We start from the raw sequence: 14,126 nt of genomic DNA on the forward strand, positions 1-14,126 counted from the left end.
AATATTTGGCAGCTCTATATTAACGAAAAGCTATGTCTTTCGTTAATAAGCCTATAAATAAAAATTTTTATGATATAATTACCAACTCGAAAAAATCTACTGAAGAGATCCAGTACTATGCTAAAGGTAACCTTCAGAGTCACTCAGGTTTCGATAAACTGAATAAAAAATGCACTTGAGGCAATTATGACCCAAAACAATCGCTCCCCATGGGATGCTGGCAGATTCATACAAACCCTAAGCTACTTTGAGGTTATCCCTTTCCTGAGCTGCCTACAGCGATTATTCACAGGTCGTGCCAATAATCAACAATCGAGCCAGGGTAGAGGAAAAGATATGGGAGTAATACTGATAGCTGGGGCAACTGGGGGTGTAGGCAAGCGAGTGGTTCGCCGTCTGGTTGAGCAGAATTATCCTGTACGTGCCCTAGTCAGAAATACTGAGAAAGCTAGGGAAATCCTTGGGGATAACCTGGAACTATTTGAGGCAGATATCACTAATCCAGACACCTTGACCCCAGCACTATACAAGAACATTACTGCTGTAGTCTGTTGTACAGGAGCACGGGTGCAACCCATAGAAGGAGACACCCCGAACCGGGAAAAATACTATCAGGGCATCAAGTTCTATAGGCCAGAAGTGGTCGATAGCCCGGAACTAGTGGAGTATCAGGGTATCAAAAACTTAGTACAAGCCGCAGCCGAGTATCTCGAACCAGGGAAACAACTCCTATTTGACTTCCAAAACCCTTCCGATGACTTACAAGAAACCTGGGGTGCTGTGGATGATGTAGTCATGGGTGGTGTCAGCGAGAGTTCAATTCGCCTCATCGACAAGGCTGCCCTGTTTACTGGCAATGTCTCAACAGCAAATTCTGGCGGCTTTGTGTCAGTACGCACCCGCAATCTCCCAACTCCCCTCAACTTAGCTGAGTACGAAGGACTAGAACTGCGAGTTAAAGGGGATGGTCAACGGTATAAATTTATATTGCGTAATGAATCGAAATGGGATGGAATTGCCTACTGCTATTCCTTCGACACCCAGAAAGATCAGTGGATGAATGTTTCGATTCCCTTTGCTGATTTGATTCCCGTATTTCGAGCCAAAACCTTGAAAGATGCTGCTCCCTTCAATCCCAGTCGCATCTGTGCCATACAGCTAATGCTGAGTAAATTTGAGTATGATGGCGCACTGAACCCAAAATTTGCTCCAGGTTCTTTTGTCCTACAGGTGGAAACGATTAAAGCCTATGGGGGTATCACCAAGCCCCAATTCATTATGATTAGCTCAGCCGGGGTGACTCGTCCAGGTCGTCCAGGAATTAAGCTAGAGGAAGAACCACCAGCGGTACGAATGAATGACCAACTAGGGGGAATTCTAACTTGGAAGCTGCGAGGAGAAGAAGCAGTTCGCGACAGTGGCGTTTCCTATACCATCATCAGACCTTGCGCTTTGACAGAAGAACCGGGAGGTCAAGCCTTAGTGTTTGCTCAAGGAGACAATATCCGAGGTAAAGTAAGTCGGGAAGATATTGCTGAACTTTGTGTTCAGGTGCTAGAGCAACCCAAGGCTTGTAATGTCACCTTTGAAGTCAAAGAAGCAACTGATGGTTTGCGAGACTGGCAAACTCTCTTTTGCGGTCTCAATACCGACAGCAATTAAGTATAAGGAAATTCGAATTGAGAATTGAGAATTGAGAATTAAGAATTAAGAATTAAGAATTAAGAATTACGCTCATTCTTCATTCTTCATTATTTATTCTCCATTCTTCATTCTCCATTCTTCATTATTTATTCTCCATTCTTCATTCTCCATTCTTCATTCTTCATTATCCATTCTTAATTATTCATTCTTAATTATTCATTCTTCCTAACTTGCCAGACGCTCCGATGCTTGAGATTTCATCAGGGTAACCAATTCTTGAAGTCCTCTTTTGACATGTCGCGTCACTGTCATCGGACTCACTCCAATTCGTTTGGCTGCCTCCTTGCGGGGGAGTTCTCGTAAGAAAACAAACTCTATAGCTGCCTGAGTTTTATATTCTAGCTGACTCAAGGCACCGTGGAGCTGTTGTCGGTCTTCTTCCCAATAGTGTAAATTCTCTTCATAGTAATCCGGTAGAGTCTCTCCTAAAGTCATGGGTTGATCGACCTTCTGAGAAACCGTGGCATCCAAACTTAAAGGCAAACGATTTTGAACTGCCAACTTACTTTCCTGCCACTCTTGCAGTGATACATCCAAAGCCTTAGCAATTTCTTCATCTCTGGGGAAGCGTCCCAAGTTAGTTGCTAACTTTTTGCTGACTCTTTTCCCTGCCTGCTGCAGTTCCTGCCATCGGCGAGGAATCTTGACCAGAGAACCCCTGTCGCGCAAGAAATGTAGCATCTCACCGCGAATGTAAGGCACTGCTAAGGAACTGAATGCACAACCTTGATGGGGGTCGAACCGCTCAATAGCACGAATCAAGCCGATGTAACCCATTTGCTCGAGGTCTTCATAAGGTTCAGCACACTTCTGGCTGACTATATGAGCAATCTTCCTCACTAACCCAGCATTTAATCTTACTATCTGATTGCGAAGTTGAATTGATGGATTTCGGTAGTACGCAATCAGAAGTTCCATTCCTTGAAAACCAACAGACCCTATAGCCATTCTCAAAATATCCCAGAAGTGGAAACCTATTTACGACACGAGGCTTAGCCTAAGCAATTAATCTTCTTCAACTCATTGTCTGTAGAGATTCTCCTTGCTACTATGGTCCTTTTACTGAAAAAACAAACTACCGTTTTTGTTTTCTCTGTACAATCACGCAAATTTAAGACGGTATAGTGATAAATCCCTATACCGTCTTAAATTTGGTATAATATATAACCTAATGACGCGCAAGTGGCAACTAGCAAAAAGTGGCAACTAGCAAAAAGTGGCAACTAGTACTCTGTCAATTTAGTTTTGAGGGTTAGGGCAAGGTTAATGGTGTTAGATGTTAGGTATTATATATTAGGTATTAGGTATTAGGTGTTAGGTATTAGGTGTTAGGTAAGCATTCAGCTATCAGCACCTCAAGTATCAGGTAAGCATTCAGCTATCAGCTATCAGACCAATTAAAGTAGGGTGGGCAAAGTAGTATAATCTCGAATACTCAAAACAAGCAAACTGTTTTTGCCCACCCTACAAGCTATCAGACCAATTAAAGTAGGGTGGGCAAAGTAGTATAATCTCGAATACTCAAAACAAGCAAACTGTTTTTGCCCACCCTACAAGCTATCAGACCAATTAAAGTAGGGTGGGCAAAGTAGTATAATCTCGAATACTCAAAACAAGCAAACTGTTTTTGCCCACCCTACAAGCTATCAGACCAATTAAAGTAGGGTGGGCAAAGTAGTATAATCTCGAATACTCAAAACAAGCAAACTGTTTTTGCCCACCCTACAAGCTGCTATCAGCACCTCAAGTATCAGCACCTCAAGTAGCGTGGCCAAGGCTGACCGCTGACCGCTGAATGCTTACGCTATCAGCTATCAGCACCTCAAGTATCAGCTTTTGAATAAAATAAGCACCTCAAGTAGCGTGAGCTTTTAGCTCACGGCTGACCGCTGACGGCTGAATGCTTACGCTGTTAGGTATTAGGTATTCGGAAAAAGTATAGTTTACCGCTCAATTAAATTTGGACGGAGTACTAGGTAAGTCGGTTTTCCCTCCTGCCACAAGATTGCGGATATCGTTCAAAATAGAAGTAGTTATAAATCAATGCTGATACTTTATCCGGAAAATTCTTGACTAAAATCTCATGAGTAGCACTAGTAACTTTCGTCAAGCAATTCGTGAATCTCAAGGTCGAGCCCTAGTTGGTCCGAATGTTATTGCTAATGCTCTACCCTTCCTGGGTGGTGGACTAGTCTTAACTGCACTAGGTGTCTATGGTGGTCTGGGAGTGATTTCAAGCAACCCAGGGCTATTTATGACCACCATCTGGCTTGCCGTAATTGCCGAACTTATTCTTTTCTTCGTTGCCCGTGGTGTGGCTGAGAACGGAAACAACACTGTAGCTTTGCCTCTTCTAGCTACTTACAGTCTCTTGTCCGGCTACACCCTCAGTGGCTTAATATTCGTTGCCCTAGGAACAGGGGGTGTGGGCATGCAAGGCATTGCCATTGCTGCCTTTGGCTGTGGTGTTGCTTTTATGGCTGGCCGTCAAATTGGCTCTAATCTCTCTGAAGAAGATGGCTTTGCTTTAGCCAAAACCGTCCAGATGGGTATTATCGCCTTGCTGGTGGTCTTGGTGGCTCAGCTAGTTTTATCCTTCTTTGGTGTATACACACCCAGCTTTCTAGAAATTGCTATCTCTGGCATCGGTGTGGTTATTTTTGCGGGTGCGGCTGTAGTGGATTTCTTCGTCCTACCTCGCGCCTATCGTGATGACCAGTATCTACCTGCTGCCCTGTCAATGTATTTGACCTATATTAACTTGTTCGTGTTCATTTTGCGGCTACTGATTGCTCTTAATGGTCGCGACTAAGACAGTGCTAGACGATAGAACCTGATCGGGGACGGCAATGCTGTACCCCGATTTTTTTCTATACACCTATTAAATAGGAAAAAAACCCTGAAACTCTTTTACATTCTGACTTCTGCCTTGCTGCTGTGCAATTTAAATGCACAACAGCTTAGACGTCATATAGAAGCCATAAACCCGAACAGAGGCTGAAATACAGCATCATGGCCAGTAAATTTGATTTGTGCCCCTATTGCTGCCTACAGCCCAGCAATAGGGGCAAGTCCTGTTCTGAAGCGGTTTTGTGATAGTACCGAAATGTTGCTGAACTCCGAATCCCTAAGGAAATGGCAATATCCAAAGTGAGCGCTATTTATGGTAAAGTTTATGGTAAAGTTTTAAATCGATATGTTCTAGGAAAGAAGCAAGGTGTTGTGTAGTATGAAGCGTGATTATTGGAGTAAATCAAATCGATTTGTCTATCAATGAATCTTGGGATTGTTCTTAACAGATTAAAAAAGGTTATACTCGAGGAATTTAAAACGTTTTGGGGGAAGTTGATTAAATGTCCAATTACGTTTTAACCTTGGGATTTGACATGGCGATCGCATCGAGGCAATTATCCTTAGACTATGTCCAATTCCGGTAAGCATTCAGCCTACCGCTGTCAGCTATCATGCTTAAAATAAACCCAGCGTAGCGTGCGCACCTCAAGTAGCGTGCGCCAATGGGCAATGCGCAAAGGGGAGAATTTAAAGGTGCGCTTGACCCATTAAGAATTAAATTCGCTCAAGGTGCGCACCTAATAGTTCGAGATTAATGAGAATTGAAAGTCTGGGGATTTGCCCATCAGCCAAAGACTATGAATCCCTAGCAGCTTTCCGTAACTCAGCATTATTCCAATGCTTACCTGTTTGATTCAAAAGCTGTTCGCAAAGCGTGACCATAGCCCATAAGCACCTCAAGTAGCACCATCTGTAGCGCATAGGCTGATAGCTGAATGCTTACCAATTACGTTTGGACATTGGAATTTTACCAGGAGATTTGACATGGCGATCGCATCGGGGGAATTCCGCGAGTTTTGTTAAAATGTAAAATTAACAAGATACCCTGGTGGTGTTATAATGGTTTTGTAAAGGATTGAAGCATTATGGAAACCGTAGAGCAGAAACGGGCAGTCGAAATCTTGTCGGAGCGCCTGGGTAAAACCCAGGACTATCTTTGACATTGCTGCTCTGAAAGCCAAAATCCAAGATTTAGAGCAGCTGGCAGCTCAACCGGATTTTTGGGATGACCAAAACTTTGCTCAACAAACCCTTCAACAACTCAACGACCTAAAATCTAACCTCCAACGGTATAAACAGTGGCAATCTAGTTTAGAAGACACTAAAGCGATCTTGGAGTTGCTAGAACTAGAAACCGATGAGGCACTGCTTGCAGAAGCTCAAACCAACTTGACTCAGCTGAATAAAGAACTGGATCGCTGGGAGTTGGAACAGCTGTTATCTGGTACCTACGACGCTAAAGGTGCTGTCCTCACCATCAATGCGGGGGCTGGTGGAACTGATGCCCAAGATTGGGCTGACCTATTACTGCGCATGTACACCCGTTGGGCAGAGAACCATGGTTATAAAGTCCACCTAGCAGAACTTTCCCCAGGAGATGAAGCTGGGATTAAGTCTGTCACTCTGGAAATTGACGGACTCCGCGCCTATGGTTACCTGAAAGCCGAGAAAGGTACTCATCGACTGGTTAGGATTTCCCCGTTTAATGCTAACGGTAAGCGACAGACTAGTTTTGCTGGAGTAGAAGTGATGCCTGCGGTGGATAATACCGTTGAGCTGGAAATCCCCGAGAAGGATTTAGAAATTACCACCTCCCGTGCTGGTGGTAAGGGAGGGCAAAACGTCAATAAGGTAGAAACTGCAGTGCGGATTGTCCATATTCCTACCGGCCTGGCTGTGCGCTGTACTCAGGAGCGTTCTCAATTGCAAAACAAAGAAAAAGCCTTAGTACTGCTGAAAGCTAAGCTGCTGGTGATTGCTGAGGAGCAACGAGCTCAAGAAATTGCTGAAATTCGAGGGGACATGGTGGAAGCGGCTTGGGGAAACCAAATTCGAAATTATGTGTTTCATCCTTACCAGATGGTGAAAGACCTGCGTACTAGTGTGGAAACCACAGCAGTTAATGATGTCCTTGATGGTAATATTGACTTATTCATTGAAGCGTATCTGCGTCAAGAAAATCAGTTAACTAACTAATCAGTAATTATTGGTCATTAGTGAGAAAGTTGCTTGATTATTACCAATATCTCTCAAGTTTTAAGTAAGCAGGACTCAGGCAAAATTCGGCAACAAACGCGCCTTACCTGTAGGGTGTGTTAATAAGGCACCCTACAAGTAGAGTTTCTGGGTAAGTCCTGGTAAAAATTGTTAAGTCTGTTGTTACATTAAAATCAGCAAAGAAATTCTGACGTAGACTACCTGTGTTCCATGAGCAACCCACCTTCACCGACCCAAGAGCCAGAACAAGGTCTGGATACAACGACAGCCCCACCCGATGGTTCAACTGAACCCAAGCCCAGTTACACCAAGTTAGCCATGCGCAATATGGTGCGTAAGGGAGGTAAATCCCTTACGCACTTTTTCCTAACCGTTTCTGGTTTATTGGCCTTACTGGTGGGTCTTGCCTACCTAACCCGTTAGGTGACATACTCCCACACTGAACCGATAGGTCAGTGTGGGCTTCTTCCCAACTCCAGCTATTGCTTAGGATACTCGGTAAGCTTTATTAACGACACGGGATGCCCCGACCCACCGGAACAATACAAGAAGTTCTATTTTTAAATACGCAGGTGGCGGTTAGCTCTTAATTTGTCTTCCCTGGTATTTCTAATATAGCGAACTTCTACGCTATTTACCAGAGTTGCTGTCCGCGATTCATCTCACACTCATGGCGTAGCATTGAGATGTGAGGCTAAAGAGCTGATCTAGCTAAAGACTTTGTTAAATCAGTTAAACTTACTGTTGATGCCTCTGTCGAAGGAGTTGCTAATAGTGAATAGAAAACCTTAGCAAAGGTGATCAAGCATGTATAAAGCGCTCAAGACTAAACTAAAACTCAATAACTATCAAAAAACCTTGATGGCACAACATGCTGGGTACTCTCGATGGGTATACAACTGGGGCTTGGCAATATGGCAGCAAGCCTCTCAAGAAGGATTGAAACCCTCGGTGAGTACAATCAGAAAATTGTTTACCCACCACGTTAAACCTAACTACCCTTGGATGAGTCAACTATCATCCAAAGTTTACCAATACGCCTTAATTAACTTAGGCTCAGCTTACAAATGCTTTTTCCAAGGACTAGGGAAATATCCCAGATTCAAAAAAAAGGGTAGACACGATAGCTTCACCATAGATAATTCGGGAAAACCGCTCAAATTGTCAGGATGCAAGCACAAACTCCCCAAGTTGGGATGGGTAAGAACTTATGAACCATTGCCAGATTTAGAAACAAAAAAAATCACTATATCTCGTCAAGCTGACGGCTGGTATCTGAGCTTTCATTATCAGTATGAACCACAACCAACACATAAACAAATCGATGTGGTTGGGGTAGATGTGGGAATAAAAGAATTAGCCACCCTTAGTACAGGGAAGGTTTTCACCGGTTCATTACCCTACCGCCAAGCTAAAAAGCGACTAGCTAGATTACACCGTGATTTGTCGAGAAAGACAAAAGGTTCCAAGAACTGGCACAAGTCAGTAAACCGATTAGCATTACAGCATCAACGGGTTGCCAACATTCGCAAAGACACATTGGAAAAACTCACAACTTACTTAGCCAAAAACCACGGCACGGTGGTAATTGAGGATTTAAATGTATCGGGAATGATGGCTAATCATAAGCTGGCTAGTTCGATCGCTGACCAAGGATTCTATGAATTCAAAAGACAACTTGAGTATAAGTGTCAGTGGTATGGTGCCAAATTGGTAAAGGTGGATAGGTTCTATCCATCATCTCAGCTTTGTTCAAGTTGCGGGCATCGTCAGAAGATGCCGTTGCCAATCAGGACGTACAACTGTAGTGAGTGTGGTCTAATCCTGGACAGGGATTTGAACGCAGCGATAAATCTGAAAAACGCCGTGGGCTCTACGGTGTCTGCCTGTGGACGGGGTGCTGCCGACAGTCCCGAAAGAAGCAGGAAATAAACAGCATTAACTAGCATTAGCTAGGTTTGTATCAGTTTTATGGAGCAGATAGCAAAAGTAAGCGAACAGTAAGCATAGTCCTAGACCCAGACTTAAGGAAGACTAGACCTAGCCAATCGGCTAGGTCATCACAGTAGGGTAACCTACTGGTAACCAAGCCTTTTGGAGAAGCTGAGTGTGAAGTTTGAATTGAGTGTACAGGATTGTTTCTTTAATCGCTCCCATTCCACTGAAACCATTACTAACCAATTCAGCAGCCCAATTTCCCTCCACACTTGGGAAAGCTGGTTTGACCAATGGCTAGGAAGTCTCGAAACAGATTTACCGGAGGCGAAGAGCTACGAATTGAGTCTTCGCCTTACCGACAATAGTGAAATTCAAGCACTTAATTCCCAGTACCGAAAAAAAAATCAGCCTACAGATGTACTTGCTTTTGCCGCTTTAGAGGTAAACTCTCCTAAGTTATCACCTCAAAAGCAATTATCGGTGCCTATATACTTGGGTGATATCGTGATTTCGGTAGATACTGCTGTTCAACAGGCTCAACAGCACGGGCATTCTGTATCTACGGAACTAGCCTGGCTGGCAACCCATGGTTTACTTCACCTTCTAGGATGGGATCATCCGGATGAGGAAAGTCTACTGAGAATGCTGGATCAGCAGGAGACTCTACTTCAGAGCGTAGGTCTTTCTAATTATTCCTAGAAGTCTGCTGTGCTTTTCAGTATATCCCTAAAGGTTAATCCTCCTAACCCATATGGGAAAGATTAAGGTATACCCAAGACCTATCCCTGAACCAATAAATGGTGTTACCAAAGGCCGAATCTTATCAAACTCAGTTTTTCGTGTCTAATACCTTGCCGATGACTCAAGAGCTATCTATACCAGTACCACAATACTCTGACTCCAAAGTCAAACCTCACCGAGATTTGGCTTGGCGAATTGCTCCGACATTAATGATTAGCTTCAAATATGCCTGGGCTGGGGTTCGCTATGCCTTTGTCACCCAACGTAACTTCCGCATCCATACAGCTATTGGAATTCTAGCGATTACCTTGGGCATTGTTTTACAAATATCCCTGGTAGAACTGGCTGTGATTGGACTAACCACTGGCCTAGTCATGGCTATGGAGATGTTAAATACAGCTATTGAATCGGTCGTAGATCTAACTGTTAAACAGACATACCATGAACTGGCTAAAATTGCTAAAGATTGTGCGGCTGGTGCAGTGCTGATCTCAGCGATAACTGCTATTTTTGTAGCCGGTTCCCTGCTACTGCCACCCCTAATCATTAGAATTGAGTCAGTTTTGGGCTAAACACCCGATTAGACTTAGGATGTGCGACTATTACGATGAAAGTATATGACTGGATTGTCGTTGGTGGTGGCATTACTGGAGCAGCACTCGGGTACGAATTGTCTCGCCAGGGTTTGAGTGTTCTGATTTTGGAGCAACATCCTACCCTAGAGGGAGCAACTCGCTATAGCTATGGTAGTCTTGGCTATTGGTCAGGAACATCAAAGTTAACTCGAGTGCTATGTCAGGAAGCTAGAGAAATTTATCAAACTTTATCTGAGGAATTAGAAACAGATACCCAGTTCCGGGAATTAGACTTATTGCTGACCATTGACCTCAACGATGACTATGAGCAATTGGCAGTAGATTATGCCCGTTGTGCTACTCCCCCAAGTTGGTTGAGTGTGGAGGACGCTTGTGCCCTCGAACCATTACTCAATCGAAATGCGATCGCAGGAGCTTTTACTGTCCGTCACGGGCATATCCATCCGGGAAAGACTACCCAAGGTTACCTGAACGCTTTCCGCCGTTTTGGGGGGGAAATCCAAATTGCCCGTGTGGTTGAACTGGTAAGGAGCTCAGATGCTATCAAGGCAGTCAAAACAGTAGCAGCCACTTACCACACGGCTAACACGGTTGTCTGTGCTGGTGGACTCAGTCGCACCTTATTGAAAGCTTCTGGAATTCCTGTATACTTGTGTTTCACTCATGAGGAGATGATTGAAACTCCCAGAGTTGATATCCAGCTGCAGACAATGGTTATTCCAGCAAATACGAAACGGTTTCAACTCGAACAGCAAGCCAGTACTGAGTCAGTTCAACACTTGTGGGATGAGCCTGGTCATGAGGTAGTACCACCGATTCTTGATGCAGGTGCAGTGCAGTTTTTAGATGGCAGTTTACGGATGGGTCAGCTCAGCCGTGTGTTGACAGACCCCTATGCAACTATAGCGCCAGAGAAAGGAGAAGCGGAAATTCGTACTCAAGTGGGTAAAATTCTACCAGCTCTTGAGAAATTACCAGGAACCTGGCATCATTGTTTAGTAGCATTCAGCAACACTAGTTTACCAGTGGTTGGTTCCTTCGGTGGTGTGGAAGGAGTTTATATATTTTCTAGTTTTACTAACCCCCTGGTATTTGTGCCACCCCTAGCCAAGCGCTTTGCTAACTGGGTGGTTGGACAAGAGGATGAAATAATAGCCGAGATGTCCCCTGCCAGTTAACAAAGTATTATGTTAAATTAAGCTAGGTTAAAGCTTGTTAAGAGTCTGTTGGTGATCGACCCATAGTCTCAGTCAAAGTGCCAATACAGTGGCTCCATCATCCTTAAAGCCCTTTGGTAGGGGCGACTCTGTCAAAGTTATGGAACATAGGTAGGGTCCAAGGTCGGATTAGACTGTACTAAGTTGGGTTAATGGTCACAGGCAGATACACATTTAACCTGAAGAATAATTTAAGCAACGGATTTTGTGTTGACACCAGAGTAATCTTCACTGTCAAGGGTTAACGGTCAACAGTGAACAATCAGCAAGTTAAATGTTAATTAAGATAAAGAAAGGTGGAAGCGACGGTCTACCCCTTAGCTTGTGAGGGAAGCTAAGGAATTAGCTCGTCCTAACCAGCGAGTTATGAGCCTAGACTAGTTATGAACCTACAGGTGATGGCAATCCCCTCCCCTCAACCCAATTGGCTGTAATAGGGGTCTTCTGCCAAGAACTAATGACAATACTGGAATTGCAGTTAAGGGATTATGACAAAAACTCGCTCTAAGTGGCAGCTTGTGGTGGTAGGGATTTTGCTACTGCTGACGGTTCAGTATGTGCTGTGGCGATCGCTGTTTACCCTCAATCTGGATACCGTGGTCAATGGCGTCTTTAGCTTGGGGTTATTACTAGCGGAAATAATGAGGCTAGCTGGTAGCACCATTCAGCTGTTTTTCTTGCCCCAGATAAAAGATAGAAGTCGGGAAGCTGATTGGGGTGAATTATCGGTTATTAGTGGTCGTTTTACCCCTTCTGTTGACATCCTGATTCCTACGTATAATGAACATTCCTCTATTCTACGGCGAACAATTATTGGTTGTCAAGCTTTAGAGTATACAAAAAAAACGATCTATCTTCTGGATGATACTAGACGTCCTGAGATGAAAAAACTTGCAGCTGAGCTAGGCTGCGAGTATATTACGCGACCAAATAATCTTAATGCCAAAGCAGGTAATTTAAACAATGCCCTTCCTCAAACCTCTGGGGATTTAATTGCTGTATTTGATGCTGATTTTATTCCTACTAGGAACTTCCTCAAGCGGACTGTGGGTTTCTTTAAGGATAAGGAAGTCGCTCTAGTTCAGACTCCCCAAAGCTACTATAATCCGGATCCGGTTGCCTATAATTTAGGTTTAGAAAACATTCTGACGGCAGAAGAAGAATTATTTTATCGACACATTCAACCAATTCGGGATACCACAAATAGTATTGTGTGTTGTGGCACGTCTTTTGTGGTTAGGCGCAGCGCAATATTAAGTATTGGTGGCTTTTTTACCGATTCCATCGCTGAAGATTACTATACTGGGCTTTGTTTATCTGCTCAAGGCTATAAGTTAATATATCTTGATGAAAAATTAAGTGCTGGCTTGGCAGCAGAAAATATAGCAGGTCATGTATCTCAGAGGCAAAGATGGGCACAAGGTACATTACAGGGACTTTTTCTAGAGGCAAATCCATTAACAATTCCTGGACTTACTCATCTCCAAAGACTGGTTCATTTAGATGGGTTGCTTTATTGGTTTACTAGCTGGTCACGAATTTATTTTCTAATTGTTCCCATAGCTTATACATTTTTCGGGATTATTCCCTTTAAAGCAACAGCTACGGAAGTCTTGTGTTTTTTAGTTCCTTTCTATTTGCTACAGTTTTCTGTATTCTCGTGGATAAACTGCGGCTCTCGCTCCGCTTTCATGTCAGATATTTATTCAGTAGTGTCATGTTTCCCCATTGGATTAACGGTGTTGCAGACAATGCTGAATCCTTTCTCGAGAGGATTTAAAGTAACCCCGAAAGGAATATCTCGGGAGAGTTTTAATTACAACTGGGAGTTAGCATCGCCGCTGATTATTGTATTCATTGCTACAGCAATTAGCTTTGGGTTTAATCTGACCGAATTATTGATACCAGCCAGCAGTTTGCCATCCCTAGAAACAGCCCAACTTACCCAAGGCATCAGCTTAGCTTGGATTTGGAGTGGCTACAATCTCCTGGTGCTGAGTATCGCCTTACTAATCCTTCTGGATTCTCCTAATCCCAATACTGACGAATGGTTTGACTTACGTAAAGTGGTGCGAATAAATATAGGAGGTCAAACCTATTGGGGCATCACTAAGTGGATTTCTCAAGTAGGTACTCAAATCAAGCTGACAGAGAAGCTATCTATCTCCCTTAAAGACAATATCAAAGTAAGTCTGAAAATAATGGGGGAGAACTTGCGACTACAAGGAAAGATTACTCACACAGACCTCACGAGTGAAAGCCCGACTCTCCAAATAGGATTTAATCAGCAGATGAGTTTACCCCAGACACGGTGTTTAATTGAAATGCTGTTTTGTGGTGTGGGTCAGTGGAAACGTTGTGATACCCCTGGAGAATTCAGCTTGCTGTGGCTTTTATTAAAAAGTTTGCTCCAGCCCAGATTTGTGTTTAACCGTAATTCAAACCTCAGCACAATTAGCTCCGCTGAGGTACCAAGCTCTACCCTTACCAAACTCAATGATGGGATTGGTCTGGTAGCACCAGCACCAAAGGCGATGGCAACTGTTGCTGATTTCCAAGAGGACAATAGCTCGGAACCCTTACTAAAACCTATTTCACTAGTGGCTCAGCCTAGGGTAAAAGCTCCTAGTGTTGCTCAAACAGTCGGTGAAGAAGTTGCTATCAAGGTGGCAATACCAATGAATCCAGAACTAAACTCCCAGGTGGAGGCGAGCGCTCATTGGGAAGCCGAAGGTGAAACCGTTGTGATCAAAGTGGCGATACCCAATGAACTCATCCAGAAGTGACATACTCCCACACGCTTATCAAAGATTACAGTGTGGGCTTCTTACCAACTCCACCCAACGGTTAGGATACTCGG

At 43.7% G+C, this 14,126-nt stretch carries 10 protein-coding genes; 9 read left to right on the forward strand and 1 reads right to left on the reverse strand.

Features of this window, described 5'->3' with window-relative positions:
• Positions 1-186: 186 nt before the first annotated feature.
• The gene (locus tag F6J90_RS14410; protein WP_293094406.1) at positions 187-1,662 is read left to right on the forward strand and encodes a CIA30 family protein; all 1,476 of its coding nucleotides are present in this window, start codon (positions 187-189) and stop codon (positions 1,660-1,662) included.
• A 207-nt stretch (positions 1,663-1,869) separates the two neighbouring features.
• On the opposite strand, the gene F6J90_RS14415 is transcribed toward F6J90_RS14410, so the two are convergent.
• A complete protein-coding gene (locus F6J90_RS14415; protein WP_293094409.1) occupies positions 1,870-2,652 on the reverse strand; it encodes an RNA polymerase sigma factor SigF in 783 nt (260 codons plus the stop codon).
• Positions 2,653-3,787: 1,135 nt separating this feature from the next.
• Between F6J90_RS14415 and F6J90_RS14420 the strand changes: the two genes are divergently transcribed.
• The 8 genes from F6J90_RS14420 to F6J90_RS14455 all read left to right on the forward strand — a co-directional run bounded on the left by F6J90_RS14420 (position 3,788) and on the right by F6J90_RS14455 (position 14,052).
• Positions 3,788-4,516 carry a Bax inhibitor-1 family protein gene (locus F6J90_RS14420; protein WP_293094412.1) on the forward strand — a complete coding sequence of 243 codons (729 nt, stop codon included), beginning with the start codon at positions 3,788-3,790 and terminating at the stop codon, positions 4,514-4,516.
• A gap of 1,126 nt (positions 4,517-5,642) precedes the next feature.
• Positions 5,643-6,753, forward strand: a protein-coding gene (gene prfB, locus F6J90_RS14425) for a peptide chain release factor 2 (RefSeq protein ID WP_293094415.1) whose coding sequence is annotated in 2 segments (ribosomal slippage) — positions 5,643-5,714 and positions 5,716-6,753 — 1,110 coding nt in all. Because the reading frame shifts where the segments join, the coding sequence is not laid out codon by codon here.
• A gap of 231 nt (positions 6,754-6,984) precedes the next feature.
• Complete coding sequence (locus tag F6J90_RS14430) at positions 6,985-7,197, forward strand: DUF3285 domain-containing protein (protein WP_293094418.1); 213 nt, start codon at positions 6,985-6,987, stop codon at positions 7,195-7,197.
• Between the two features lie 384 nt (positions 7,198-7,581).
• Positions 7,582-8,706 (forward strand): RNA-guided endonuclease TnpB family protein, encoded by a 1,125-nt coding sequence (locus tag F6J90_RS14435; protein ID WP_293094421.1) that lies wholly within the window; start codon positions 7,582-7,584, stop codon positions 8,704-8,706.
• Between the two features lie 177 nt (positions 8,707-8,883).
• A complete protein-coding gene (gene ybeY, locus F6J90_RS14440; protein ID WP_293094424.1) occupies positions 8,884-9,411 on the forward strand; it encodes an rRNA maturation RNase YbeY in 528 nt (175 codons plus the stop codon).
• A gap of 158 nt (positions 9,412-9,569) precedes the next feature.
• Complete coding sequence (locus F6J90_RS14445) at positions 9,570-10,025, forward strand: diacylglycerol kinase family protein (RefSeq protein WP_334220044.1); 456 nt, start codon at positions 9,570-9,572, stop codon at positions 10,023-10,025.
• 35 nt (positions 10,026-10,060) lie between these two features.
• On the forward strand, positions 10,061-11,227 hold the full coding sequence (locus tag F6J90_RS14450; RefSeq protein WP_293094429.1) for an FAD-binding oxidoreductase: 1,167 nt from the start codon (positions 10,061-10,063) through the stop codon (positions 11,225-11,227).
• 527 nt (positions 11,228-11,754) lie between these two features.
• Complete coding sequence (locus tag F6J90_RS14455) at positions 11,755-14,052, forward strand: glycosyltransferase (RefSeq protein ID WP_293094432.1); 2,298 nt, start codon at positions 11,755-11,757, stop codon at positions 14,050-14,052.
• Positions 14,053-14,126: the final 74 nt, after the last annotated feature.

The organism is Moorena sp. SIOASIH, assembly GCF_010671925.1.
Lineage (GTDB): Bacteria > Cyanobacteriota > Cyanobacteriia > Cyanobacteriales > Coleofasciculaceae > Moorena.